Raw genomic sequence first — 26,350 nt, forward strand, 5'->3', positions numbered from 1 at the left:
ATTCACGCGATACGGCCCGTTCGGACGGCGTTCACGGCCCTTGTGGACAGGTAGCATACGAGTGGATTTCGTCGCTGTCGAACGTACCTGATGACCTTCACGACCCCCACCCACGCGTCCCCTCGACACCCATCACGAGGCCGCCGAGGAGCGTGGGCACCCAGTAGACGAATCCGCGGAAGAGGACGACACCAGCGGTTGCAACGTCGAACGAGACGGCTGGACTTGCAGCGGTCACGAGAATTGCCAGCGTCCACTCGATTCCACCTGCCCCGCCGGGAAGTGGCGTCACACCCGCAATCGCGCCGATTGGGACGACGAAGAGTGCAATCGAGAATGCGATTGGTGCGCCAATCGCCTGAAATGCGAGCCACAGTGCAACCATCTGGCAGAACCAGCCCAGTCCGGAGAGGCCGAGCGCAACTGTCAACCCACGCGGATTCTGGCCGACGCGCTCTATCGACCGGAAGAAGCCTGCAATCCGTCCCTTGACCGTCTCCACGGACGGGACAGACACGCGAGGGACATACTCCGCAATCGTCCGAATGACTGGCGTCAACGCTTCGATGACACGTGTTTCGAGTTCGTAGCGTCGCTGCCACGCCGTGTACACGAGTGTGGGGACGCCGATTGCGAGGACGCCAACCGCGACGAGGGCGATTTCGAGGTTTCGACCAAGTGTAACTTCCGTCGCGTAGTAGCCTGCTCCGATGAGCGCAATCGTAATCGACGGCACGAAATTGAGCGTATCGACGCTCGCAATCGCCGCGAGTCCGGTTTCGTATTCGGTTTCGGTACTCCGGGAGATAAGCAACGCTGTCACCGGCTCTCCGCCCGCCTGCCCGAACGGTGTGATGTTGTTCGAGAACATCGCCCCGGTGAAGACGAGAAACGACCTGACGACGGATATTTGCACGCCGAGAACGCCGAGGACGGTCTTGAGCGACGTTCCCCACGCGACGAGCCACAGCATCGAGACGCCGAGGATGGCCGCCAAGATGAGTGGGTCTGCGGTCGTCAATCGCGCGACGAGTTCGTCAACGCCTGCGAAGTAGAATAACACCGCAAAGACGACGAACGCCGCAAGGAACCCGAGAATCGTGGCTCGGATATTTTCGCGGGGCATCTGACATGAATGGGTTCACGACGGGCATTAAGCCTCCGAATTAGGAGACGGTCCGACAGCCACTCGTCGGTAACTGGGATAGATGGACCTTTCCGCCCCGGGCGTGTGGCACGGAATATGGACGAGCGCACCGCCCTCCGGTTGCTCGAAGCAGACCTCCCTGCTGCGGGTGACGACGCTGCCGTCGTCGATGAACTCGTGATTACGACAGACATGCTCCACGAGTCGACGGATTTTCCCACCGGAACGACCCGCTACACCGCCGGGTGGCGAGCGGTCGGCGCGTCGCTCTCGGACGTTGCTGCGATGGGCGCGCCCGCGACGTGTGCTGTCGCCGTCTACGCCGCCCCAGAACTCGACGAAGCCGAACTTGACGAGTTCATCTCTGGGGCACGAGACGTGTGTGCCGCAGTCGGGGCATCCTACGTCGGCGGCGACCTCGATACACACAAAGAGTTCACGACTGCGACGACTGCAATCGGGAAGACCGACGAACCGATTCTTCGGTCGGGTGCCGAACCGGGCGACCTACTCTGTGTGACGGGCGAACTCGGGCGCTCTGCCGCCGCAGTTCGACTCTTCGAAGACGGCGAGTACGAACGCGCGAACGACCTCTTTCAGTTCACTCCGCGCGTCGCGGCTGGTGTCGCACTCGCAGACTACGCGACGGCGATGATGGATTCGAGCGACGGGCTGGTCCGGTCGGTCCACCAACTCGCCGAAGCGAGCGACTGCGGATTCGACCTCGATTTCGACACGCTCCCGGTCCACGACGCCCTCAGCGGGGTTGCGACCGACGACGCCGATTATCACGCGCTCGCAACGCAGTTCGGCGAAGACTTCGAACTCGTGTGTACGATTCCGGAGGCAGACTTCGAAACCGCACGGGAAACACTCGATACTGCGCTCACTGTCGTTGGCCGCGTCACTGACACTGGAGAAATTCTCGCAGACGGCGAACCGGTGGCCGACCGGGGATACACCCACGGCGGCGACTAATTTTCGAGCCGCTCAGGCCGGAATGACCTGAATCGGGACGAGCAAGAAACACGCTGCCCCGAGTGCGAACGTGAACAGTCCGATAGCGACGCGAACCGGGTCGAGGGGCGTCTCATCGACCGGGTCTGCCGGGCCGTTGTAGGCGATAAACGTCGAGAGCATGCCCCAGAAGAACCACAGCCCGACCGACTCGTTGATGCCGAGACCACGGATGTAGTAGAGGTACCCTGCGAGACCGAACAGGAGCGCGGGAACGACGGCCGCGAGTGACTCTTGGCGCTCGCCGAGCATGGCCCGCATCATGTGTCCGCCGTCGAGTTGGCCGACCGGAAGCAGGTTGAGGACGGTGAAGAACATCCCAACCCAGCCACCGATGACGACGGGGTGGACGACGGTTCGCGGGTCGGCGTACTCGGTCGGTTGGCCGAGTGCCGTCGCAATCGCATCGAGCAGTGGCGGGTTGTTGAAGACAATCACGTCGCCCGACCCCGAAAACGCCCACGCGGGCACGGTCATCGGCTCGAGCGAAAGCCCAACTGCGGTGACGACAATCGTCGCGGCCAGTCCGGCAAGTGGCCCGGCGACGCCGATATCGAACAGTGCCTTTCGGTCGGGCATCTGCCCGCGCATGCGAATGATAGCCCCGAGCGTCCCGAACGGGAAGATGAACGGAATCAAATACGGCAACGAGACGTTGACGCCGTGATACCGGCCCATCAGGTAGTGGCCGAGTTCGTGGACCGAGAGGACGCCGAGGATGGCGACCGTGAATGGCCACGCGGTAAGCATCAAGAGCGGGTTGGCGACGATATCCGAGAGCGGAACGTAGTACCACCCGACTGCGCCGACGAACATCGTCGAGAGAATCGTCGCTACGAAGAGTGCGAGATTCTTCCACGGAACACCGTTACCGGTTGCGATTGGCTCGGCGATGACGATGTCCGTTTCACCCATCCGAGAGAGTTGTGCGTGCATCTCGTACCCAGCACGCCGAAATTCGGGCCATACCTCGCGAACGAGCATTCGCTCCGGGACCAACGATTCGCCGTAGAAGACGATTCGGTCGCCATCGCGCCGTGTTTCGGTAATCTCGAAGACGGCACTAAGCACCTCGACTGGTGGGTCTGTCACCGAGTCGGGTGCCGCCGATTCGGACTGTTCCATCGGCGACGACTAAGATTGCAGTCTGTATAAACCCCGTGACGGCGGGCGTCTCGATGCCGTCGGCTCAGGGGTGTGAAAACAGTGTACCGACGAGAATGCGGGGGGATAACCGTCGATACGCAGTAGGGGCAGTCGTTGGCTAGACAGTGGGGCAGTCAGTCGGCCAGTTGGTGACTGGGCAGGGGCAGGGGGGCTTTATGCGGCTTCAACACGCCACGTCGTCGCGCTCGTGTAGGACCACTTTTCGACGGTAATCTCAGTCGCGGAGTCGCGAATCTTCACCATCAAGGCTCCAATCTCTTTCGGCGACAGTCCAACGTCGTCGGCGATGAACTTGCTCTTGAAGTACATCTCGCCGTCTTTCGCACGGTCAAGCAGGTACTGCTTGAGGCGGTCTTCCTTGGAGATGCCGTCGGTGGAGGGGGTTACTGTTGCGCTCATCTGATACACCTCACTCACAACATCCGCTTGTAGGGTGTTATAAAGGAAGGAACGTTGACCTTAGTTCGGTCGCTTTCAGCCAAATTCGGGAGAATTGTTCATTTTACAACTCTTTTGAAATCGCTTAGAAATTTTATAATCGCCTCTCAGTCTTTCATTCATTTAGAATTGTTGTGATTCAATACACTCACAAAACCGCCTCAAAACCCCAGTTCTACCCCAGTCAACCGGTGATTTTGTCCGCAAATTATCTGAATTACGACTGTCTGGTTCACAGACTCGTTCGTGCGTGGAATCGATTCCGTCTCAGCGCTCGTGCTTCCAGAACTGCTCTTCGACGGTCGTCTCCTTCTTGAATATCGGAACTTCGTCTTTCAGCCGATTGATGCCGTCTTCGACCGTCCGAAACGCTTCCGTTCGGTGGCCTGCGAGGACGACGACGAACACGATATCCTCGCCATCGCCGATGACGCCGACGCGGTGGTACATGAGAACGCGCTCGACACCGTCTCTCGACTCCAATTCCTCCGATATCGTGTCCATTCGCGCCTCGGCGACACCGTCGTACTTCTCGAATTCGAGGCTCGTGGTCCGTACATCGTCTTCTGACTCTTTCGCGCGCACCCTCCCGGTAAAGGTCGCAATTGCCCCTGCGTAGTCCCCCCGCGAATCAGCTTTCACACGCTCGATGAGCGTTCCGAGCGTGATGTGTGGTTCGAGCGAGTCGATCGTCTCTCGAACCTCGTCGAACTCGACGGCGTCTGCGTTCGCGGCCTCTGCGACGACGTTTCGGGCATCCGCGCCGCCGAGTGCGAGCGTCGGTACACCTGCGTCGGCAAACCCAGAGAGAAGCAGATAGTCGTATCGCGCGGCGAGGTCGTCGATGAGTTCGTCGAGTGGTCGCTCGTCGCCCGCGGCAACCCACTGGCCGTTCGGTGAGATTCCGTAGGCGGCATCGACGCCAGAAGGTGGTTCGTCGTCGGTCTCTGCGTCTGGGAGCGATTCGAGTGTCGCAACACGCCCGTCTAATCGGGTCGCAAGTCGTTCACAGAGCGTGGTCGCATCTGCGCCGACGATACCGAGGATGTGCATACCATGGCTGAGGTCCGCGACCGGTTTAAGATTGCTCCGGGTCTTGGGCCTCTCCGGTCGGGCGCGTTCGGTAGAGATAGAAGGCAACACCGGTTCCGGCCATACTCAACAACGCGGCGGCCCACGGAGCGAGCGTCCCGATGAGCGTTTCCGCAGTTGCCGGGAAGCGTTCGTACTGCCAGAGCGCCCACCCGATAGCGAAACAGGCAATCATCACCCAACTGAGGCCACTCCGAGTGCCGAACTCACCTCGTCGGTAGCGGATAAAAATCGCCCCAAGTGCGAGTACCCACCCAACGATGAGGAGCGTGACCAACTCGGCGGTGAGTAGTTGCATACATCCGGTCGCGCCGAGACCGAGTTAAAGGACTCGACACGCCCTTCTCGCACTTGATAACCCTTAAGATGCGTTCGCGGATAGCCCTGTGCAATGAGAGTCGTCATCTCCATCGGTGGGAGTGTACTCGCGCCGAACCTCGACCCAGAACGCGTCAAAGCACACGCGTCGGTCGTCGAAGCACTCGCGCGAGAAGGGTGTGAAATCGGTGCAGTCGTCGGCGGCGGCGGTGTCGCCCGCGATTACATCGGTGCGGCCCGCGAACTCGGTGCGAATGAAGTCCAACTCGACCAAATCGGCATCGACGTGACGCGAATCAACGCCCGTCTGCTCATCGCCGCACTCGGGTCGCAGGCCGACCCCAAAGTCGCCTACGACTACGAAGCCGCGGGCGACGCAATTCGCCGCGGAGATATCTCGGTGATGGGCGGCGTCACGCCCGGTCAGACCACCGACGCGGTAGCCGCCGCACTCGCCGAATACGTCGATGCTGACCTGCTCGTCTACGCGACCAGTGTGGATGGCGTCTTCAGCGCCGACCCGAAAGAAGACCCCGACGCGACCAAGTTCGACGAGATGACCGCGGCCGAACTCGTCGATGTCATCGGCGGCATCGAGATGAACGCCGGTTCGTCGGCACCTGTGGACCTCCTCGCTGCGAAACTCATCGAGCGCGCGAAGATGCGCACCATCGTCATCGACGGCACCGACCCCGAGCGCATCAAACCGGCCGTTCTCCACGGCGAGCACACCGGAACGGACATCGTGCCGCAAGGTGGCGACGAGCCAACCTACTGGGCCGAGTAAGATGGCAGAGGAGACCGACGCTGCCGACGAGACGAACCACCACGCCTTCTGGGCCGACGACGTGGCCGACGAAATCGAGGCACGCAACCCCGAGGAACCGGTCGTCATCAAGGGCGGTGTCTCGCCCTCCGGTGTCGCTCACCTCGGTAACTTCAACGAAATCATCCGCGGCTACTTCGTCGCGGCCGTCCTCCGCGAACGCGGCCACGAGGTTCGACAGGTTTTCACGAGTGATGACAAGGACCCGCTTCGCAAACTGCCTCGCAAACTCGCCGACGAAGACGGCAACATCGTCGGTCTCGGCGACGTCGATGCGGGCGCACTCGGGCGCAACCTCGGCAAGCCCTACACGTCGATTCCCGACCCCTTCGGCGAAGAAGAATCCTACGCCGCACACTTCGCTGCACTGCTGAAGGCCGACGCCGACCGTCTTGGCATTCCAGTGGAGATGATTTCCAACACGGAACTCTACGAACAGGGTGACTTCGACCCCGTCGTCGAACACGTCCTCGAACATATCGACAACGCCCGCGAGGTCCTGAGCGAGTACCAGTCGAAGGTCGACGAGGACTACGTGCCCTTCAACCCCGTCTGCGCCGAGTGCGGCAAAATCACCGAGGCGGTCACCTCTATCGACCTCGACGCCGGAACCGTCGAATACACGTGTACCGACATGACCGTCGGTGACAACACCATCGACGGCTGTGGCCACGAAGGTACCGCAACCTTCCGCGAAGGCAAACTGCCGTGGCGCTTCGAGTGGCCCGGCCAGTGGCAAGTGCTGGGCGTAGACTTCGAACCCTTCGGCAAGGACCACGCCGAAGGCTCGTGGCCCTCGGGCAAGGACATCGCCGAGAACGTCCTCGAAATTCAGCCACCGGTTCCGATGGTCTACGAGTGGTTCACGCTCAACGGCGAGGCCCTCTCGTCGTCTGCTGGCAACATCGTCACCGTCTGCGAGATGCTCGAACTGCTCGAACCCGAGGTTCTGCGGTACTTCTTCGCGCTTAACCCGCGCAAGGCCCGCGACCTCGACCTCTCGCGTCTCGACCAACTCGTAGACGACTTCGACCGCTTCGAACGCGCCTACTTCGGCGACGTTGACGACGAGACGCTCACGCGCTTCGCCGAACGCGCTTACCCGTTCGTCGTCGAGGACGTGCGCGAAGACCGGATTCGCCTTCCCTTTACCTTCGCGGCTGTCCTCGGCATGACCGACGACGAGGACTTGCGCATCAAGATGGCCCAAAACGAGGGCTTCTTCGACGACGACACGCCGCAGGAAGTCATCGACGAGGCGCTCAACCGCGTCGAACGCGCCCGTCGCTGGGCCGAGAAGATGGACAACCAGTACAACTACCGCCTGCAAGTCGAGCTACCAGAATTCGACTTCGCGCCCGCTGTCGAAGACGCACTCGACGACCTCGCCGACTTCGTCGCCGACGGCCACGACGGCGAGGAGATTCAAGGCGAGATTTACGAGACGGCACGCCGCCACGACATCGAGATGGGCGATTTCTTCGCCGCTGGCTATCGCCTGTTCTTCGATGCGACTCAAGGACCGCGCCTTGGCGAGTTCCTGGGCGAATTAGAGCAAGACTTCGTCGTCAAGCGTCTGCGACGCGAGGAATAGACGCTCGGCTCCCCCGCTCCCCTCCCGATTCTCTGCTCTCTTCTCGATTCTCTCTTAGTTCTCTTCGATTGCGTCGATGACGACGGCACCGACGACGGCGAGTCGCGGGTCGATGACGCTCGTATCGAGGTCGATGTTGTACTTGTCTTTGAGCGAGAACTGTTCGCCAATCGAGCCAACCGGCTCGCCGTTCGGCCCTTCGATGCGGTAGGAAAAGGGGATGAGCGTCGTGATGAGTCGGCGGGCAATCGCCATCGGAACGTTGTCTTCGACGATTCGCCCGACGACGTTCCCGTTCGGGCCGAGCAGTTGGTAGGTGTGTTTGACAAACGAGAAGGCACCGCGTTTGACCGCGCCGACGCGTTCTCCGGTCTGCGAGTCGATGATGTCGTAGGCCGCCGAAACGTCGAGGACGCTGTCGGCTTTGACGCGGAAGCGTTCTTCGCCGGAGTCGTGGTCGTGGAGTCGAAAGTCCTCTTTCAGTTTAAACTTCTTTTTCTTCGCCGAGAGGATTGGTGACCCGCCCTCGTAGACGGTGTACTTCGTGCCGATAGAAATCTTCTGCCGAACCTCGTACTGGCTTGCGTCGAACATAGCCCTCTCTGGTATCGTTATGAGATAAAACCCTTGTGGGGGACGACTTATGTCTCCATCCTGCGTATCACGACGTGTAGTTCTCGCACCCCGCGAGCGACGCCCGCGGCACTCGCCGCAGTGATTTACCAAATGTCTCTCATCGACTTCATCCGTGCCGTTGAGGAATCGACAGACGACTTCGACGTCGAACTCGAAGAGTTCGACCCGGATTCCGAGCAAGCAGATATCGAATCGGAATCGTCCGGCGGCCGGTCACTCGGCCGTGTCCTCGTGGCCGTCGCCCTCCTCGCGGCCGTCGCCTACGTCGTCTACCGATTCCGTTCGGCCGCATCGAGCGACGACGAATCTTTCACCGATATCGACCTCGACGACTCCGAGGACGACGCAACCGTCACCGTCGAGTACGACGCCGAGGAAGAATCGGCCGACACCCCGACCGACGACGAGTCGGAAATCGACGTGATTCCCGACGAACCTGCCGAAGAGACCGACGAAGCAGACGCGGACGACGAGGGCGTCGAAGTCGAAATCGAAGGTCCAGGTGGCGACGAGACTGACGAAGAATAGTGACTATCAGGCCGTCGTGATGCTTCCGTAACCCGAACGCCTTTTGGCCCACGACACCTCCGTTTCTGCGATGAACACGCTGCTTTGGGTCCTCATTGGATTCATCGCGTACTCGATTCTTGCGACGTTCCTCCGAACGCGCGGTATCCTCCCCGAGTACGTCCGCGTCCAAGGGCCACTGACGACGATTCACACCCGTCGCGGCCGACTGTTGCTCGACAGGCTTGCCAAGCCCAAGCGCTTCTGGCGAGCGTGGAGTAACATCGGCCTCGGGGTCGCACTCGTCATCATGGTCGGGACGTTCGTGCTGCTCGTCTTTCAGGCGAGCCTCATTATCCAAAATCCCCCCGCACCGACCGCGGTCAACCAACCGCAGAACTTTCTCGTCATTCCCGGCGTCAACGACTTCCTCCCGCTCTCGGTCGCCCCCGAGATTCTCTTCGGCCTGCTCGTCGGCTTAGTCGTCCACGAAGGCGGCCACGGCATTCTCTGCCGCGTCGAAGACATCGACGTGGAATCGATGGGCGTCGTCTTACTGGCGATTCTCCCCGTCGGCGCGTTCGTCGAACCGTCCGAAGAGAGCCAGAAAAAGGCAGACCGCGGCGGCAAGTCGCGGATGTTCGCCGCGGGCGTGACGAACAACTTCGCGATTACCATCGTCGCGTTCGCCCTCCTCTTCGGGCCGGTCATCGGGTCGATTTCTGTCGCTCCCGGTGTTGCCGTCGAGGGTGCCTACGCTGGCTCGCCTGCCGACGTGGCCGGAATCAGCGGTGGTGACCGACTCACCGCCGTCGATGGCGTCGCCATCAACACGACACGAGACCTCGAATCCGCGCTCCGCGAGAGCGACGAGCGAACCGTCTCGGTCGAAATCGACGGCGAGCGAACCGTCTCGGTCACGCGCGAACTCATCGTCGCCGGGTCTGTCGAAGGCAACCCTGCGGGACTCACCGTGAGTGCAGATAGCGACCCGATTCGCATCATTGCGGTGAACGGCACGCCGGTCTACACACAAGCCGAATTCGAAGATGCCGTCGGCGACTCACGCTTTGCGACGCTCGATACGTCTGAAGGTGAGCGTACCGTCCCCGTCGGGGCCTACATCACCAACGTCGCAGAAGGTGAACCACTCCACAACGAGACGGGTACGAGCGACCCGCTCATCATCACCGAACTGAACGGCGAGCGAATCGCGTCTGCGACCGACCTCCAGCAGGCACTCGACCGAACGTCGCCCGGTCAAACTGTCTCGGTCGAGGTCTATCAGAACAGTGGCTTCGAGACGTACGACGTGACGCTCAACGAGAATCCGCAGGATGGCAATGGCTTCCTCGGTGTCAACATCTTCCCCGGCACGAGCGGCCTCCTCCTCTCGGACTTCGGGACGCGCGAGTACCCCGCTGGAACGTACCTCTCGCTCCTCGGCGGTGACGGTGGCGACGGTGCAGGTGGCATCCAGAGCGCACTCGCCGGTTCGCCCCTGCAACTCGTCTACGTCTCGCTCTTGCTCCCCTTCGCATCCGTCGTCCTCGGGATTCCGAACTTCCCCGGGTTCACCGGGTCGGTGATGAACTTCTATCAGGTCGGCGGCCCGCTAGACTTCCTCGGCGGTGGGGTGTTCCTCCTCGCCAACGTCCTCTTCTGGACGGCGTGGATTAACCTCCAACTCGGCCTGTTCAACTGTATCCCGGGCTACCCGCTCGACGGGGGGCGCATCCTCCGAACTGGAACCGAAGCAATCGTCTCACGGCTTCCGGTCGGCGACCGCCACACGTTGGTTCGAACTATCACCACCTCGATTGGGCTGATGATGCTCATGTCGCTGTTGTTGATGGTGTTCGGGCCGACCATCCTCGGCGGATAATCGCGCTTCGCAACACTCGGATTCGCTTTTTCTCGCGCTTCGATTGTCACGTCCGACTCGCAACTTCAATACGGGATGACTCCCAAGGTGGGCCTATGGTAGAGGCCCCCCAGACCGACGAGGGCTGGTTCGTGCTGCACGACTTCCGAACCGTCGAGTGGGACGCGTGGCGGGACGCACCCGACCACGAGCGTCACCACGCCATCGACGAAGCGGTGGCGTATCTCGATGCACACGAAGCAGTCGAAGACGACGAGGAGGGCGCATCTGCGGTCTTCTCCGTACTCGGCCACAAGGCCGACTTCGTCATCGTTCACTTCCGACCGTCGCTCGACGCGCTCTCGCGTGCCGAACGCCAGTTCGAACAGACCGCGTTCGCGTCGTTCACCGAGCAACCGACCTCGTACGTCTCTGTAACCGAGGTCTCGGGCTACGTCTCGGACGACTACTTCGAAGGGAACGAGGAAGACATCGACACCGGACTGCTTCGCTACATCGAGGGCAAACTCAAGCCCGACATTCCGGACGACACCTACATGTCGTTCTACCCGATGTCGAAGCGCCGTGGCGAGAAACACAACTGGTACGACCTGCCGTTCGACGAACGCCGCGAACTCATGTCCGGCCACGGCGACACAGGTAGAAAATACGCTGGTAAAATTAAACAGGTCATCGCGTCTTCGGTCGGGTTCGACGACCACGAGTGGGGCGTCACGCTCTTCGCCGACGACGTGACCGACATCAAGGACATCGTCTACGAGATGCGTTTCGACGAGGCATCGAGCAAGTACGGCGAGTTCGGCGACTTCTACGTCGGTCGTCGCTTCCCGCCGTCTGACCTCGGTGCGTTCCTCGCTGGAGAGGGCGTCCCGTCGAGCGAGTTCGGCGGCGAATCGCATCACCACGCGCACGCACACGGCGAGGGTGGTCACCACCACGGTGAAGGCGGCAATCACGGTCACGGACATGGCGAAGGTAGCCACCACGGCCACGGCGACAGTGGCGGTCACCACGGCGACGACAGCGACGAGACCAGCGACGAAGACATCCGCGGCGAACTCGAAGACCTGAACATCTACGCGGGCAAGCCTCACGGCGAAGACGTGTACGCGACGGTTCTCTACTCCGAGGCCGACGCCGACGAGGTGTTCGACGAAGTCGAAGGTCTGCGCGGTAACTTCGACCACTACCCGACGCACGTCAAGTCCGCGGTCTACGAAGCCAACGAACGCGGCCGTCTCGCCGTCGTCTCCATCTGGAAGACGGCGTCGGCCGCCGAAACCGCCGCAGGGTTCCTCTCCGAACTCCCCGGCATCGTCGAGCGCGCCGGTGAAGAGTCCGGATTCGGCACGATGGGGATGTTCTACACCGTCAAACCCGATTCGCGCGAGGACTTCGTGGAGAAGTTCGGCGTCGTCGGTGGACTCCTCGACGACATGGAGGGCCACTTCGATACGGACCTGATGGTCAATCTGGAAGACGAGAACGACATGTTCATCGCCAGCCAGTGGGCCTCGAAAGACGATGCGATGGGCTTCTTCCGGTCTGACGCCTTCCGCGACACCGTGAAGTGGGGCCGCGATGTGCTGGCGGACCGCCCGCGTCACGTGTTCCTCGCCTGAGTTCCGCGACCAGCGGGAGCGGGGTGAGGAATCCCCTCGGGGATGACGAGCCTTTTGGTCCAGATTTTGCCAGCGAGCAGCGCGAGCGCAGCAAAAGGTGGCGTGTGGGTGCTGGCGGACCGCCCGCGTCACGTGTTCTTAGCCTAGGCTCGCACCTCTATTTTCGAAAAAGCTCGATTCTTCTCTACTCGGCCAGCGCCGTCTTCACCGCTCGGAGTTTCGGGTACGCCTTGTCGGTGCCGAGGAGGTAGGCGAAGTAGAGCATCGCCGCACCCATGACGACAGCCCACGCGCCGAGTTGGATGTCGCCGCCGGTCGCCGTCACGAAGGCGAATCGTTCGACGTACGCTCCGGCGACAGAGAGGCCGAGGCTGCCGAGGCCGAAGATGACGAGTTCAACGAGTTCTGGAAGGAGTTCGAGAAATCCGGACTTCATTGTGAGACCTCAATCACTCAGTCAGTATCTCTCTTTTGGTCCCGTCACTCGGTAGCAACGTCACGCTGGCGGTTCGAGAGGTGCTCGCTGGCCGACTCTCTCGTCTCGGTTTCGAGCAACCGCTCTAGTTTCCGTTCGAACTCGGATTCGGTTAGTTCTCCCGTCGCGTACCGTTCGCGGAGGTGGTGCAGTGGGTCGGCAGCGGTGACTGTTGTCGGCTCACCCCAGCTATCGAATCGGTCGCTGGCGACCGATGCGATGTCGGTTGCATACGAGACTGCGAGTCCGAGAATCGCGCCGACGAGAAACATGTTGGTGAACGCCGGGAGAGGATTGACGCCGTTCGACAACGCGAGACCGGCACCGACGAGTCCGACACCGATGGCGAACAGCCACGGATGGTCGTGGACGAACCTAACGACACCGCGCTCGCGGAGGGTATCGAGCGAAGACATGTCTCGCTGTTCACAGTATCGTGCGAAAAACGTTCGGTCAGCCAATCAACGACCGCGTAACACGTACCCCACAGCGCCGACCACGCCGGTGAGGAGCGTCGCCCCGACCCATGGACAGGCGCTCGCGCCTCGCTTGTCGGCGTCGCGTTTGACGAGTGCCGCGAGGACGACGTGCGCGACGGCGGTCAGTGCGACGAAATTTCGAAGTCGCATTCAGGCTTCGTTGCGAGCGCCCTTCGCAACGTGTTTGTCGAGTCCGGCGTCGCGGATGTCGTCACCGCCGACAGACGAGCGCAGGGAGTCCATGCCGTCGAATCGGTCGATACCGAAGTTCTCGTCGTAGAGGTCGAGAACGCGCTCCATCTCTTCGTCGGAGAGCTTCGGCACGTCGCTCGCGGCGGCCCACTCGGTGATGTCGTCTTTCGTGCGGAACGTTGGCGTCACGGCGGCAGTGGCGTCGAATCCCAGGAGGAACGCGATGGAAGCCTGTGCCATCGTTCTTTCTCCATCCTGTTCGAGGAAGCGCAGGGTTTCGAGTTTCTCCCAGCCCGTCTCGTACCACTCGTCGGGGCGGAAACCACGGTGGTCGCCCGCGCCGAGTTCGGTCTCGGGGCGAACCTGTTCGTTCAGGAGGCCCGAGGAGTGCGGGACGCGACCGATGAGGCTCGTCGAGGAGCCAGTCTCCTCGATAGTGTCGAGGAAGTGGTTGCCAACGTCCTGTTCGAACATGTTCCAGACGATTTGGAGCGCGTCGAACTCTTCGGTGATGGCCATGTCGCCTTCGGCCAGCCACCCGATGGAGGGGCCGAGTGCCCACCCAGTCGCCTTGATGAGGCCTTCTTCTTTGAGTTCGTCCAGTGCTTCGAGTACGTCGGGTGTCACCTCGTCCACGTTCGCGTTGTGGAGTTGCAGGAGGTCGATGTACTCCATATCGAGGCGTTCGAGGCTCTTTTCGGTCGCTTCGCGGACCCACTCGCCCGTGATTTCTTTCGGCAACTCGCCGTGGCCTGCTTGCGGGTTGTTGTAGAAGTCGTAGCCAATCTTCGTGGCGACAGTCACCTCGTCGCGGTACTCGGCGAGGGCTTCGCCGACGACCTCTTCGGAGTGACCCATGCCGTAGACGTCACCCGTATCGAAGAAGTTGATTCCCTGGTCGATGGCGTGATGAATCATCTCGATGGAGTCTTCATCGGAGCGGTCGCCCCACCAGTCGGTTCCGACGACCCACGCGCCGAAGCCGACTTCGCTAACGTCGACGCCGGACGAGCCGAGTTCGCGGTAGTGCATGACTGGGCGTTAGGAGGCGGATGACTTATGGCGTGTGTTTCGTTCTCGCAGAGTGAGAATACATCCTCTCGCGCACGAATGTGTTCGTTCTGTGCGCATCCTCGCTCGAACCCGCGGATTCATGACCGATGACGTCAAAGTCCAGCGACAATGGACGAACTCTCCGTCCGCGTTGGATTCCTCGTCGCGGCGGAACTCACGGACGAACAGCGCGCAGCGCGGGATTGGGCGGCGACGATAGCCTCCGTCGAAACCATCTCGTTCGATGCAGTTGCCGCTGGCGCAGTCGAACTCTCTGACTACGACGTCGTGTGGTGGCACAGTAGCCTCCAACTCTCTTCGGAACAACGCGAACTCGCTACGGCCTGCGCCGAGGTGCTCGACGGCTACTTGCAAGACGGCGGCGGGGTTCTCTTGACGCTCCACGCCCTCGCCGCGGTCGAAGAACTGGGTATCGACCCAGTCGGACCCGACGCGATTGGCACGGAGAACTCTCCGCACCCGACGGGCCTGTTGACCAAATCTATCCACGCCGACCACCCACTGTTCGAGGGATTCGACACACTCGGCGTCCACATGCAACCGCCGGACTCTCCCCGACCGTTTGCCCGCTACGAACACATTCTCCCCGAAGACGGGCAGGTACTGGCGAGCATCATCCACGGCGACGACTTCCTCGTCGCTCTCAAATCGGTCATCGAGTGGCAACGCGGAGACGGGCGAATCTACGGTATCGGTGCCGAAGTCTCGTTTCTCTCGCACCACGGCCACGACTTCGAGACGATGGGGTCGAACGAACACGTCCTCAGAAATGCGCTCGCACTCCTCGGTGGCGACACCCGACGCCGACCGACATTCACCGACAGGCCGACCGACCGAGACGGATTCGAGGCCATGCGCAAACGACTCGGCGACGACCACCATCGGCCACGATTCCACCTCGCCGGGCCTGCACACTGGGTGAACGACCCGAACGGCGTCGTCCAGTACGACGGCACCTACCACCTGTTCTATCAGTACAACCCCGGCGGGCCGTTCCATGGGACGATTCACTGGGGCCACGCGACGAGCGACGACCTGCTCCACTGGGAAGATCAACCGGTCGCCCTCGTACCCGACCCCGATGGCCCCGACAGAGATGGCTGTTGGTCCGGGTGTACAGTCGTTGACGACGATGGCACCCCGACGATTCTCTACACGGGCGGGCGCGACCACCATCAACTGCCGTGTCTCGCAACCTCGTCGGACCCATTACTTCGCTCGTGGGATAGACACGACGAGAACCCCATCATCGAGACCGCACCCGCCAACCTCGACATCCTCGGCACTGACGACTGGGCCGCCGAGTTCCGCGACCACGCGGTCTGGAAAGTAGGCGACGACTGGTACCAACTCATCGGCTCTGCACTCGCCGACGTCGGCGGCGTCGCACTCCTCTATCGCTCCTCCGACCTCCGCGACTGGGAGTTCGTCGGCTCGCTTCTCGGCGGCACAGAAGGCCATGGAACGGTCTGGGAGTGCCCCGAATTGCTCGAATTTTCGGACTCCGACCTGCTTCACGTCTCGAACTACGACGACGTTCGATACTTCGTCGGCCACGCCGACCTCGAAACGCCGGACTTCGACGTGGACAACGAAGGACTGCTGGACTACGGCGAGTTCTACGCACCTCAATCGACGGTCGTTGACGACGGTCGTGCCCTCATGTGGGGCTGGGTGAAAGAGAGCCGCGGCGTCAACGAGCAGTGGCACGCCGGATGGTCCGGAATGCTCTCGCTCCCGCGCGAGGTCTCGGTCACCGACGATGGCGAACTTCGCCAGCGACCCGCCCGCGAACTCGCGGAACTCCGTGGGAACCACGTCGAACTCGACACTCTCGAACTCGCTTCCGACCAGCGCCGCTCGCTCGACCTCGCGGGCAACGCGTACGAATTCGAACTCGAAGTCTCGGTCGGCGACGAGTCCGCATTCGAACTCTCGGTGTTCGAGTCGCCGACGCGGTTGGAACGAACGTCGATTTGGTACGACGGCGACCACGTGACGGTGGACCGCGAACACAGCAGTCGCCACCACGGCGTGGACAAAGAACCCCGGTCGATGCCGGTCGAAGGTGACTCAGTGACGCTCCGCGTCTTCGTGGACTGCTCGATTGTCGAAGTATTCGCCGACGAACAGCAGTGTCTCACGACGCGTGCGTACCCGATTCGCTCGGATGCTGACGGCGTGTCGATTTCGGCGCACGGCGACGCTGTCGAAGTGACGTCGCTCGACGCGTGGGAACTCGATGCGACGTTCGACGCGAGAAAGCGAGACGACTAAGAAAGAAATCCGCGTTCAGTAGTAGCCGTCGCCGCCTTCGCTCGATTCGTTCTCCCACCACGACTTCGGCAGTGCTTCGCTCGAGAGCGGCAGGTGTCCGTGGCCGAGCGTGTCGATGACGTTCGTCTCCGTGCCGTCGAGGCCGAGTCGGACCGTCGGCGCGAGCGTCCCACCGAAGCGTCGCATCTGTTCGTCTTCGGGAAGCAGTGAAACGTCGTCCAGATTCGGACGATTGTAGTCGAAGTAGTTGAAAAAGGACGAGGCGAGCAGTTCGTCGCCGTGGTCGTAGACGAGCCACGAGTAGGCTTGGAACGGTGCGTTTGCGGGGTTGGTCAGGACCATCCCGTGACCGTTCAGGGGTTCGTACTCGCCTCGGAGGTCGTCTGCGACGAAGCCGTAGAGAGCATCGTACCCCTCCAGTTCGGGTGCAAACGTGTGGACGTGACTGGAGATGAAGAGATAGTACGTGCCGTCGCGGACGACGAGATGCGGGCGCTCCAACTCTTGATTCACGCAGACTGCATCGAGGAGCGGTGGCCGAAGTTCGAAGTCTGTCGGGTCGCCGGTCGGCGAGTGGGCGATGCCGATACTGCCGTTGAACTCCTCCCAGACGGGGTCGTCGCACGCCCCAGTCCCTTCGGGAACGGGGGTGTTGGCCTCGAACAAGAGGTAGGTCTCTCCCGACTCAGGGTCTTCGAAGAACCACGGGTCGCGGAAGGTGTAAATCATCCCGCGAGACTGGTCTTCGCGCTCGTACCAGTCGCCGTCGGGCGTGAGGAGGACTTGGTGGTCCCACGGACCGTCGATTTCGAATCCGGAATCCGTGTTGACGGTGCCGCCCGTCGCAAGCGCGAGTCGCTGGGTGTAGGTCAGTTCCTCGGCACCGTCCTCGCCAGCGGCGGTGTAGTAGAAGTATATCTCTCCCTCGTCGCCGTCGGGGTCGTACATCGCAGACCCGGCCCACTGGCGTTGACCGAGTGCGCCGCCATCGAAGACGGTGCCGCCGGTCGTCCAATTCTCGCCGTCATGCGAGTAGAAATAGCGGATGGTCGCCACGTCGTGACGCTTGCCCGGCAACAAGTGCGATGGCGACGTTAAGGAGAAGATGACACGATAGCCGTCGATTTCGGCGATGGTTCCATCGCGGTTGCGAAGAAACCACGTGTCCCAGATGTGTAGGTCGTCGTCGATTCGCTCTTCCGGCGGGTAGATGATGGGTGCGACGTTCGACTCGTCGCGACGAAGGCTCGATGCGTGTTCTCGCGTCCACGCTGGCGTGCCTCCGGCGTCCTCTTCACTCATATGTGAATGAACTTCGGAGGGGGTGTTATGCTTCACCATTCTTCGCTGGGCAACGAACAGCGCGCTCCGTCTGAAACCAGTGAATATTGCCCACACGCTCTCTGTCGTTCGGTTCGCACAACCGAACCCATATGAACGATGCCACCAAACGACGGTGCATGACGAAGGTCCACGTTTCGCTTCCGGATGACGCCGAGGAAGGCTTGCAGGCCTTCATCGACGAGGTGGATGAACGCCTCTCTTCGGACGAAGACACCTGTATCGTCGTCCGAGACACGCTTATCGACCTCTTCGGCGACCGCGAGGCGTGGGAGCGCTGGCAGAACGGCAAGCCTGTCTCGCCCGCGACGAAAGTGCGCTTGCAGGGCTACGACCCGTGTAACGCGACGCTCGAAGCTGAATACTACGCCGAGAAAGACCACGAGACGTTCAAACAATCGAAGCACCTCCAGTGGCTCTGGCGGCAGTTCGACGCCACACCGATGGCCGACAACGTCGATTTCGCGCTTCGATTCCGGCAGATGCTCGCCACTCACCTCTTCGAAGAGGCGGGCGACAACCTCCGTATCTTCAAGGGCGTCACCTTCTCGTACGGCCACAACATCTCTGTCGGCGACAACACAGTCATCCACGACGACGTCCACCTCGACGACCGCGGGAAACTCACAATCGGTGACCGCGTCTCAATCTCCGACGGCGCCCACATCTACTCTCACTCGCACGACGTCGTGGACCAAACAGAGGTTCGGAACTATCACACGAAGATTGGCGACGACGCTCGGGTTACCTACGACGCGATGGTCAACGCCGGAAACGTCGTCGGCGAGAACGCCATCGTGGGCGCTCGCTCGATCGTCCAAGGCGATGTTCCAGCACACCACATCGTCGTCGGGGCGCCCGCCAAGAGCGTCCGCATCAAACCCGGGTTCGAAGACGTCGCCGAACCACTCGATGCTGGCGGCGAGAAGCACGCCGACGAGCGAGAGATTCCCTACACGCTCCCCGACGACCTCGATGCATTCGACGAATTTGGACGAGATTTCGGCGGGCCGGTCAAGCCCCACCGGACGGAATAACGACGTCCACGGATTCTGAACATCTCTCGACTGAGAGTCGTTTCTCGCCGTTGGTTTTCTGCTGAAAACGTGGGTCAACCGAAGAACCAATATAGCGTGCTAACGTACATCATATCATGGATACGTGGGGATGGATTGTGGTCTACGCCCTTGGGCTGACGCTCCTCCAGTTGTTGGTCTACCGCTATCTCGTCACCAACGGTGAGCCAACGATGGGGGACGGAATGGGGCGTGACAGTGACCGAACCGACCGGTACGGTCACCCCGAAATTGCAGTTCCCTTCGACGACCGCACTGGGGTTCGACGCACGCCCACAGGCGAGCGTATCTGCCCCCACTGCGGCACCGAAAACGAACCCGACCCGACGTTCGACCTCTGTTGGAACTGCACCGGCCGCATTCGCTAAATTCGTTTTTCAGTCGATTCCGTTTTATCCACCCGTCACGACCGTTACGGTATGGCTGAGAGCGAGAACCTCCACGACGAACTCGATGCGTTCGCACGCGACGTCGAACGGGCGATTCTCGAATTCGACACGGCAATCGACCGCCACTCGCAGGTCCGCCAGCGTGCCCACACGCCCGTGTTTCGGTCCGGCCCCGGTGAGGTTGACGACGTGCAGGATTTGTTTTTTTAGAAGCTATTGAGAATTCTTTGCGCTGACTGGGAGTTTACTGAGTGAAACGAAGTGAACGTTGACGAGACGAAGTCTCGTCAGGACTGAGCAAACCGAAGGTTTGCGAAGGTCGGTCGGCAAACGACCGTAGGGAGTACCACGAGTTTGGTGAGTGGTACGTCGGCGAAGCAAAGCTTCGCCGGAAGTGCGCCGACCGGGAATTGAACCCGGACTTCGAGCTTGGGAAGCTCGTGTCCTACCATTGGACCATCGGCGCACATCGCTTCGCTCGTGCCCCGTGCTTCACCTCACTTCGTTCGGTGAAACATCAGCGCTCATTGCATTCGCCTTGAGCGTTGTCTCACTTCGTTCGACAACACATCGGCGCATTGCGCTTCGATAGGAAGCAAAAATCCGTAGACCGCGTGGACACTTGAACATAGCGCTTCACTGACCACATCCTGTCCAAAAATTGGACGCCCGTCCACCATTCTTCGCCAACGAGTGACTATTTGCCCCTCCGGTCCTAATCCGTCTGCATGTCAGAAGCCGACATCCTCTCTGCGGATGCCCCGCTTGACCTCCGCCTGTCCGACTCGGAACTCGAAGCCCACCGCGAACACATCACCTCGTTCATCGCCGAGACGGTCGAGGCCGCCAGCGCCGAGGGTGCGGTCATCGGCCTCTCGGGTGGTATCGACTCGACGCTCACCGCGTTCCTCGCCGTCGAAGCACTCGGGAAAGAGAACGTCCACGGCCTCGTCATGCCGAGCGTGGCGAACGCCGAAGACATGATGAGCGACGCAGAAGGTGTCGCCCAGCAACTCGAAATCGAGTACGACGTGGTGGAAATCCAGCCCATCGCGGAGGCGTTCTTCAACGTCTTCCCCGAAGCGGCAGACGACCGCATGGCCGCCGGAAACGTCTACGTCCGGACTCGTGGCATCCTCAACTACTTCGTCGCTAACCACGAGAACCGCATCGTCCTCGGGACGGGCAACCGCGCCGAAGCGATGACTGGCTACTTCACGAAGTACGGCGACCAAGCTGTGGACTGCAACCCGATTGGCAATCTGTACAAACAGCAGGTCCGCCAACTCGCCGCCTACGTTGGCGTCCCCGAAGACCTCGTGATGCAGACGCCGTCGGCCGAGATGTGGTCTGGTCAGACCGACGAAGCCGAACTGGGACTTACTTACGACGTGCTGGACGCGATTCTCGCACTCCACGTAGACGGCCCGCTCACGAAGTCGGTGACGGTTCGTCACCTCGGCGTGACCGCAGAACAAATCGACAGAGTGGTCGAACTGGTCGAACGCAGCGAACACAAGCGCTCGATGCCACCCGCACCAGACGCGCTGTCGCTGTAAGCCCGGTCGGCACCGAATTCCGAGTTTACTTACTTCTCTCGACTCGCGGCGATGTCGCCGACGTTCGCGCGGTGCAACTCACCGAAGCCCTGCGCCTCTGCTTCGAACCGGGACACGTCACTTCCGCGGTCACGAAGTCGCTCTTTGATGACTCGAAGTGACTGTCGCTCATTTTCGGCGATTTCCTCGGCGACCGTTCGTGGGTCGTCTTCGATGCGCGAGACGAGCCCCATCTGGAGCGCTTCGTCGGCATCGACCACGCGTCCGGAGAGCGAGAATTCGAGCGCGTGCCCCTCACCGACGATTCGCGGCAGCCGAACTGTCCCGCCCCACGCGCCGAACAATCCGAGTTTGACGCCGGGCTCGCCGAGAGTCGCACGAGGGGTTGCAACGCGAACGTCGCAGGCGAGCGCGAGTTCAACGCCGCCGCCGCGTGCTGGTCCGTCGATGCCCGCCACGACGACTGCTGGCGAAGATTCGATGGTCGAGGCAACCTCTTGGCCCAATCGAGCGAACGCCTCTGGGTCCGAGAGTTCGGCGACGCTGTCGAGGTCGGCACCGGCGCAGAATGCGTTCCCCGCGCCCCGAACAAGAATGACTGGCGTCTCAGCTTCTTCGACGGCCGAGTCGAGTGCTTCGAGGTCCTGTGGACGGAGTGCGTTCCGACTGTCCGGGCGATTGATGGTGATGACTCGAATTCCATCGTCGTCCGTCGTTTGTATCATACTCTCGGTGGGCTGTGGTTTTCCAAAGGTCTTTGCCCTCACACCCGTAACCCCCGACTAATGGACGACGCCGTTCGAGCCCGTGAGGCCGCCAAAAAGGCGCTCTCGGACATTGAGCCCGAAGCACTCTTGGCGGCGTTAAACGAGCGTCTCGACACCGCCTCTGTTACTCCGGCGGTACTCACGTTCGTGAGCGCGCGGGCTGTTGACCCGAACGTCGATTTGCGTGGGCTTTCGGAGCGTGCCGCTGGCGTGCAACTCATCTACGAAGGGCTCCGCCTCACGCGGAGCCTCGCCAACGACGAACCGTGGGCCCACCTCGACGCCGTTTCGGACGACACTGCCGCCGATTTGGATATCCTCGCCGCCGACGTACTCGTTTCGCGTGGCTTCTACCTCCTCGCTCGTACCGAGGCCGCCGACCACGCCGTCGAGACGGTTCGCGCGTTCGGACGCGACCAAACTCGCGCGCAGTCGGCTTCCAACCCCGAGCGCCACACGCTCGACCGACACCTCGAAGTGAACATCTGCACACTGGCTGTCATCGCCGGAACGACTGCCGTTGGGTCGGCACCGCCGTCGGCACTCCTCGACTACGCTGCGACTCTCGTCAGCGGGCAAGACGAGGAACTGCTTCCCGAAGCGGCGTCGATTTCTGATTCGACTGTCGAGCGTATCGCAACGCTCTATCAGGGCGACGCTGCCGACGACCGAGTGACCTCTACTGCGGACCGGTAATCGACATACGCTACCATGGTTCCGGGTCGGTTCGAATCGAAACCCCTAAAGAGGAACCCGGACAACGAATGATTGCCTGCCTGGGTAGCTTAGCGGTAAAGCGCGTCCTTGGTAAGGACGAGAGCCCGGGTTCAAATCCCGGCCTAGGCTTGTTCCTGCGGAACAAATTGTAATTCGTAGACAGTGGTCCTCTAGCATAAGTTTTCCGCCGATTAGCTTCGAGAAGGACACCCGTTATCCGGCCTGTTTTGCCGGTGGATTGGCCTGTGAAAGGACACCCGCGAGCGCAACCACCCTATGCCGTGGACGGTTTTCTGAAAATGACGGTGAAACGCGGGAACGCGCACGTATTCTTATTCCAGAGAGAGGTGAGTCGGCACCCCTCCGCTGTCTGCCAATCGGCCTAGGCCGACCACCAATTCAACACCGGCTGATTACACACTCTGGGGAAATCGACGTGAAAGGTCTCTCCGTGCAGTAGAGCTATTGATGGCGGAAATCGTGAAACGTCAACCCCTTATATAGTCATCCAACCCGTGTCTATTCTTGTGATGTTCAAGAGAACTGAAATGACCGACGTATCGTGCGGAGGCACCCATGAGTGATGTCATTGAAGCGGTCGAAGGAGCTATCGCGTTCATCATTGGCGGGTTCATGCTTCTTCTGATTGGCTCGGCAATCGAGTCTAGCTCAATCCTCTACAACCTCAGTAGCTATGGTCTCTTCATGATACTGCTTGGCATTGTCCTCGCGGTCGGAGTGGTAGCAACGCTCTTCGGTGGACTCTTCGGGAGATAACGATGGGAATCAAAGATTACCTGAGTGAGAAAAAAGAGAACCGAATTATTGACGAGAAGATACTCAATGTCATCCGAGAGAGCAAAGCTGGCTTCGTTGGCACGACCGAGGTTAGTGACGACGAGCGGATTGACCTGAAAGAGGACGCTGTACGTAACCGATTGGAGAATCTCGAAGACGAAGGTCGTATTCATCAAAAGCGAATCGGGCATCCAGAACGTGGGAACCTCGCTTGGTATCTGGCCGAAGATGAACGTAAGCGTCCTGTCTCCGCAGAGCGTTATTGGTTCGCTCGGGTATGTGAAGAGGGACGAACCGTTTCAGAGAATGTGTTGCGTGTTGGTGGTATTGCCGCTTTAGCCGGGATGATGATGATTACGCTTTCCATCAGCGCGGATGTGTACGGGCTTCAATTCGCTCTGCTTCAGCCATCGCTAGCCGGGAAAGTCGGATTTGGATTAGCAATAGCCGGATTTGCGAACGTAGCGGTTGGAGGTGGACTCAAGGTTGGGCTAAGTCTCACTGAAACGGCTGTTACTCGTAAATCGTCTCAGATGAAGTCGATTCTGGGGCTCTGATAAGCCCCCTTGTTCAACGCTATCGAATGGTATGAGAAGAGCCATTAGTGCTAGCACTCGTGGGAATGTCAGCGAGACTGGGTAACAAAGGTTTAAAAATCTCCAGCCACAATATCTAAGGGAAGAAAGAACGTCTTCTGCGGCCTCAGTTCTGAACCCAAACCGTCACAGACGGCTGTCTATCGGTCGTATCTCTGCGATATCCACAATCTGCGCAGCAGTCGCGTCTGACAGACGTCTTCGCTCACAGCTCATTACAAATTGAGCTACTGCTTTGTCGAGCGCCAGGATTGGGGCTGAAAAGCCACTTCTGATTCCCCTCGCTTACTAACCATGCTAGCAACAGACACTAGTGATAGTTCCATCTCAGTTGATACCGCTCGAATCCGTCTCAAGCACGCCATTAAAAGTGCCTGGGAACGAGACGAGCCCAGCCTGATTGAGGCTCTTCCTTCCACAGGGAAGAGTTACGGTGTGATTCAGGAAACTGCTGAATCTGATAGGACTCTCACGTATCTGACTTCACGTGTAGAACTTTTCGACCAGGTCCAAGACTGGTGTGATGAGGCAGGGCTGTCCTCTCGGAAGCTCCCGTCGTTCCACAGTGACTGTGAAACTGCAAAAGGCGAACACGGGACCGAGTGGGAACAAAAAGTCCGGAATCAGTACCACTCCTTTGGACTGCTGCCCAAGGAGATACACAGAGAGGCAGAGTGCCTCTTCGGGGAACAACTCCCTTGTACGCGGGAAGGTAACTGCGGCTATCTCGCAAACCAAGATTACGACCCAGAAGAGTACGATGTGCTGGTCGGGCACTACGTTCACGCCCATGTTCCAAAAAACGTGGACGGCAGACACGTTGTGTTCGACGAGTTCCCAGAAGGGGCCTTCCGCTCAGAATATGACGCTGGAACGTGGAAAGAAGCCATCAGTTCGCTTCTCAACCAGCATGACGATATTCGATTCTCTTACCCCAAAGAGCTGAGAGCGGTTCAGCAGGGCTCTTCAGACGAAAGAGATGTTCTTCAGTGGCTAGAACCGCTTTACGGAATTGTTGGTCGAGACGCACGCGGTGCAATTAATAGTCCGGCAGGTGGCGCACACCCACGCGCACCCGCAATGGCCAACGCACTTCTTGCCGCAGAAGATGTCGGGAACCACTGGATGCACGCCCAGCTTCTTGACGGTCGGCCAGCGGTCATTGACCCGAGTAATGAGGAACTCACCGTTCTGGACAGACCAGACCTTGATGAGGCACAAGGTGTTCTTGCACTTGACGGAACGCCAACGGTAGAAAAGTGGGAACTGCTGCTTGGCAATGACCTCCATCACCAGTCCCTCATGTCTGGCTCTGAGAAAGCAAATTTCCTGAGGAACGAGTTGGGAATACAGGTCGTTCAGACCACCACGGCTGCTAATCACTACTCCGGACGGAGCGGAATCTCTCTAACGGAGGAGTTAGACATGGTGCTGTTTGAAGCCGTTAGTAACCGTGAGGAGGTGCAGCCAGTATTAATTTCGACAAATTCTGCTTTGGAGGCGTATCAGGAGGAAGGCGTTGCAGAATATGTCAGCGACTGTGCAAACTACGGTGGCATCAAAGGCAGCAATGAGTTCAGTGCAACCCGAGTGGGCATTGTCGCCGGGAGTCCTCACTACGGAGACCCCTACATCAAGAAGTGGGCAGCCCTTGCCAAGGAGTCTGCATCTCGAAAAAAGGATACAGATGGGGTGGAACAAGACTTTGGGCCCTTCGGAAACCAGATTCTCCAAGGGATGAGAGAATCAGAGGTCTTGCAGGCATTATTGCGATTTGGCAGAGATGGACGTGGAGCTACTGTCTACGTCCATACGGGAGCAATCCCTGATTGGGTAGAGCTTGAGGAGCCTGTACCTGATGTCCGTCAATGGTCGGACGGAATGCTCGAAGTGATTGACGCCATTAAGGCTCTTCCAATCCCCGAATGGAGAACAAAAGAGCTTGCAGAGGAGGTCTCTATCTCAACGAGGCAGGTAAGAACACACCTCAACTCACTCGAAGAGTTGGGATATGTGGGACACAGAACCGTTGGGCGAGGAAAGACATGGTTTGCTAAAAACATTGACCAGTCTGGGCGAGGCCATGTACACTTCAAAACGTCCAACGACTCTGGGTGAACACTGATTCGTCAGGCTAACCAGAAATCATCCCCGTTTGAAATCCCCAAGCAGAGTAGGCCATTATTCATTCAAGTTATCCTACATGGGTCTGGTCCTTCCGTTGCACCAGAATACTCATCGGCCGTCTTCTTGGTCTCTTAAACAGCAAAGTTCCGGAAGTGAGCCATATTATAACTCTATATGGTAGACTTCCGCAAAACGGCTTCTCAAAAGCGGGAAGGGGAGGTGGATTTACTGAAC

At 60.0% G+C, this 26,350-nt stretch carries 27 protein-coding genes and 2 tRNA genes; 16 read left to right on the forward strand and 13 right to left on the reverse strand.

What is annotated here, in order from left to right; all coding sequences use genetic code 11:
- Positions 1–97: 97 nt before the first annotated feature.
- A complete protein-coding gene (locus ACK509_RS10000; RefSeq protein ID WP_410766393.1) occupies positions 98–1,126 on the reverse strand; it encodes a lysylphosphatidylglycerol synthase transmembrane domain-containing protein in 1,029 nt (342 codons plus the stop codon).
- Between the two features lie 117 nt (positions 1,127–1,243).
- Between ACK509_RS10000 and thiL the strand changes: the two genes are divergently transcribed.
- Positions 1,244–2,125: a thiamine-phosphate kinase gene (gene thiL, locus ACK509_RS10005; RefSeq protein WP_410766394.1), complete on the forward strand. Its 882-nt coding sequence runs from the start codon at positions 1,244–1,246 to the stop codon at positions 2,123–2,125.
- Between the two features lie 12 nt (positions 2,126–2,137).
- Here the strand turns inward: thiL and ACK509_RS10010 are convergent, their stop codons facing one another.
- From ACK509_RS10010 to ACK509_RS10025, 4 genes are all read right to left on the reverse strand, one after another.
- The gene (locus ACK509_RS10010) at positions 2,138–3,289 is read right to left on the reverse strand and encodes a site-2 protease family protein (protein ID WP_410766395.1); all 1,152 of its coding nucleotides are present in this window, start codon (positions 3,287–3,289) and stop codon (positions 2,138–2,140) included.
- Positions 3,290–3,484: 195 nt separating this feature from the next.
- Positions 3,485–3,730, reverse strand: coding sequence for a hypothetical protein (locus ACK509_RS10015; RefSeq protein WP_410766396.1), 246 nt, complete (start codon positions 3,728–3,730; stop codon positions 3,485–3,487).
- 306 nt (positions 3,731–4,036) lie between these two features.
- Positions 4,037–4,822, reverse strand: coding sequence for a molybdopterin synthase (locus ACK509_RS10020; protein WP_410766397.1), 786 nt, complete (start codon positions 4,820–4,822; stop codon positions 4,037–4,039).
- A gap of 25 nt (positions 4,823–4,847) precedes the next feature.
- Complete coding sequence (locus ACK509_RS10025) at positions 4,848–5,159, reverse strand: hypothetical protein (protein ID WP_410766398.1); 312 nt, start codon at positions 5,157–5,159, stop codon at positions 4,848–4,850.
- A gap of 93 nt (positions 5,160–5,252) precedes the next feature.
- Here ACK509_RS10025 and pyrH point away from each other — a divergent pair, with 93 nt between their 5' ends.
- Positions 5,253–5,966 carry a UMP kinase gene (gene pyrH, locus ACK509_RS10030; RefSeq protein WP_410766399.1) on the forward strand — a complete coding sequence of 238 codons (714 nt, stop codon included), beginning with the start codon at positions 5,253–5,255 and terminating at the stop codon, positions 5,964–5,966.
- Between the two features lies 1 nt (position 5,967).
- Complete coding sequence (lysS, locus tag ACK509_RS10035; protein WP_410766400.1) at positions 5,968–7,599, forward strand: lysine--tRNA ligase; 1,632 nt, start codon at positions 5,968–5,970, stop codon at positions 7,597–7,599.
- Between the two features lie 54 nt (positions 7,600–7,653).
- Here the strand turns inward: lysS and ACK509_RS10040 are convergent, their stop codons facing one another.
- Positions 7,654–8,193 carry a hypothetical protein gene (locus ACK509_RS10040; protein WP_410766401.1) on the reverse strand — a complete coding sequence of 180 codons (540 nt, stop codon included), beginning with the start codon at positions 8,191–8,193 and terminating at the stop codon, positions 7,654–7,656.
- 132 nt (positions 8,194–8,325) lie between these two features.
- Between ACK509_RS10040 and ACK509_RS10045 the strand changes: the two genes are divergently transcribed.
- The 3 genes from ACK509_RS10045 to ACK509_RS10055 all read left to right on the forward strand — a co-directional run bounded on the left by ACK509_RS10045 (position 8,326) and on the right by ACK509_RS10055 (position 12,249).
- The gene (locus tag ACK509_RS10045; protein ID WP_410766402.1) at positions 8,326–8,763 is read left to right on the forward strand and encodes a hypothetical protein; all 438 of its coding nucleotides are present in this window, start codon (positions 8,326–8,328) and stop codon (positions 8,761–8,763) included.
- Between the two features lie 70 nt (positions 8,764–8,833).
- On the forward strand, positions 8,834–10,627 hold the full coding sequence (locus ACK509_RS10050; protein WP_410766403.1) for a site-2 protease family protein: 1,794 nt from the start codon (positions 8,834–8,836) through the stop codon (positions 10,625–10,627).
- Positions 10,628–10,722: 95 nt separating this feature from the next.
- Positions 10,723–12,249, forward strand: coding sequence for a heme-binding protein (locus ACK509_RS10055; RefSeq protein ID WP_410766404.1), 1,527 nt, complete (start codon positions 10,723–10,725; stop codon positions 12,247–12,249).
- Positions 12,250–12,433: 184 nt separating this feature from the next.
- On the opposite strand, the gene ACK509_RS10060 is transcribed toward ACK509_RS10055, so the two are convergent.
- From ACK509_RS10060 to ACK509_RS10075, 4 genes are read right to left on the reverse strand one after another with little or no spacing between them, the layout of a single operon-like run.
- Positions 12,434–12,685 carry a hypothetical protein gene (locus ACK509_RS10060; RefSeq protein ID WP_410766405.1) on the reverse strand — a complete coding sequence of 84 codons (252 nt, stop codon included), beginning with the start codon at positions 12,683–12,685 and terminating at the stop codon, positions 12,434–12,436.
- A 44-nt stretch (positions 12,686–12,729) separates the two neighbouring features.
- Positions 12,730–13,140, reverse strand: coding sequence for an SHOCT domain-containing protein (locus tag ACK509_RS10065; RefSeq protein ID WP_410766406.1), 411 nt, complete (start codon positions 13,138–13,140; stop codon positions 12,730–12,732).
- A gap of 45 nt (positions 13,141–13,185) precedes the next feature.
- Positions 13,186–13,353 (reverse strand): hypothetical protein, encoded by a 168-nt coding sequence (locus ACK509_RS10070; RefSeq protein ID WP_410766407.1) that lies wholly within the window; start codon positions 13,351–13,353, stop codon positions 13,186–13,188.
- Entirely contained in the window at positions 13,354–14,427 is a 1,074-nt protein-coding gene (locus ACK509_RS10075; RefSeq protein ID WP_410766408.1) for an aldo/keto reductase, read from the reverse strand.
- Between the two features lie 150 nt (positions 14,428–14,577).
- On the opposite strand from ACK509_RS10075, the gene ACK509_RS10080 reads away from it, so the two are divergent.
- Positions 14,578–16,746, forward strand: coding sequence for a GH32 C-terminal domain-containing protein (locus ACK509_RS10080; protein ID WP_410766409.1), 2,169 nt, complete (start codon positions 14,578–14,580; stop codon positions 16,744–16,746).
- Between the two features lie 15 nt (positions 16,747–16,761).
- On the opposite strand, the gene ACK509_RS10085 is transcribed toward ACK509_RS10080, so the two are convergent.
- Entirely contained in the window at positions 16,762–18,048 is a 1,287-nt protein-coding gene (locus ACK509_RS10085; protein ID WP_410766410.1) for a glycoside hydrolase family 68 protein, read from the reverse strand.
- A gap of 158 nt (positions 18,049–18,206) precedes the next feature.
- On the opposite strand from ACK509_RS10085, the gene ACK509_RS10090 reads away from it, so the two are divergent.
- The 3 genes from ACK509_RS10090 (at position 18,207) to ACK509_RS10100 (ending at position 19,762) form a co-directional block, all read left to right on the forward strand.
- The gene (locus tag ACK509_RS10090; RefSeq protein ID WP_410766411.1) at positions 18,207–19,124 is read left to right on the forward strand and encodes an acyltransferase; all 918 of its coding nucleotides are present in this window, start codon (positions 18,207–18,209) and stop codon (positions 19,122–19,124) included.
- Positions 19,125–19,240: 116 nt separating this feature from the next.
- A complete protein-coding gene (locus ACK509_RS10095; protein ID WP_410766412.1) occupies positions 19,241–19,531 on the forward strand; it encodes a hypothetical protein in 291 nt (96 codons plus the stop codon).
- 51 nt (positions 19,532–19,582) lie between these two features.
- Positions 19,583–19,762, forward strand: a complete 180-nt coding sequence (locus tag ACK509_RS10100; RefSeq protein WP_410766413.1) for a hypothetical protein — start codon at positions 19,583–19,585, stop codon at positions 19,760–19,762.
- A 185-nt stretch (positions 19,763–19,947) separates the two neighbouring features.
- On the opposite strand, the gene ACK509_RS10105 is transcribed toward ACK509_RS10100, so the two are convergent.
- A tRNA-Gly gene (locus ACK509_RS10105) sits at positions 19,948–20,018 on the reverse strand.
- A gap of 262 nt (positions 20,019–20,280) precedes the next feature.
- Here ACK509_RS10105 and ACK509_RS10110 point away from each other — a divergent pair.
- A complete protein-coding gene (locus ACK509_RS10110; RefSeq protein ID WP_410766414.1) occupies positions 20,281–21,111 on the forward strand; it encodes an NAD+ synthase in 831 nt (276 codons plus the stop codon).
- Between the two features lie 29 nt (positions 21,112–21,140).
- Here ACK509_RS10110 and ACK509_RS10115 read toward each other — a convergent pair whose 3' ends face one another.
- Positions 21,141–21,836: an enoyl-CoA hydratase/isomerase family protein gene (locus tag ACK509_RS10115; RefSeq protein WP_410766415.1), complete on the reverse strand. Its 696-nt coding sequence runs from the start codon at positions 21,834–21,836 to the stop codon at positions 21,141–21,143.
- A gap of 60 nt (positions 21,837–21,896) precedes the next feature.
- On the opposite strand from ACK509_RS10115, the gene ACK509_RS10120 reads away from it, so the two are divergent.
- The 5 genes from ACK509_RS10120 to ACK509_RS10140 all read left to right on the forward strand — a co-directional run bounded on the left by ACK509_RS10120 (position 21,897) and on the right by ACK509_RS10140 (position 26,107).
- Entirely contained in the window at positions 21,897–22,574 is a 678-nt protein-coding gene (locus tag ACK509_RS10120) for a hypothetical protein (protein WP_410766416.1), read from the forward strand.
- Between the two features lie 78 nt (positions 22,575–22,652).
- Positions 22,653–22,724: transfer RNA gene (locus ACK509_RS10125), tRNA-Thr, on the forward strand.
- A gap of 447 nt (positions 22,725–23,171) precedes the next feature.
- Positions 23,172–23,372 (forward strand): hypothetical protein, encoded by a 201-nt coding sequence (locus tag ACK509_RS10130; RefSeq protein ID WP_410766417.1) that lies wholly within the window; start codon positions 23,172–23,174, stop codon positions 23,370–23,372.
- A 2-nt stretch (positions 23,373–23,374) separates the two neighbouring features.
- Positions 23,375–23,950: a hypothetical protein gene (locus ACK509_RS10135; RefSeq protein ID WP_410766418.1), complete on the forward strand. Its 576-nt coding sequence runs from the start codon at positions 23,375–23,377 to the stop codon at positions 23,948–23,950.
- Between the two features lie 474 nt (positions 23,951–24,424).
- Positions 24,425–26,107, forward strand: a complete 1,683-nt coding sequence (locus ACK509_RS10140; RefSeq protein WP_410766419.1) for a winged helix-turn-helix domain-containing protein — start codon at positions 24,425–24,427, stop codon at positions 26,105–26,107.
- Positions 26,108–26,350 lie beyond the last annotated feature (243 nt).

Origin of the sequence: Haloferax sp. DFSO60, from assembly GCF_046557615.1 — an archaeon.
Taxonomy (GTDB): domain Archaea; phylum Halobacteriota; class Halobacteria; order Halobacteriales; family Haloferacaceae; genus Haloferax.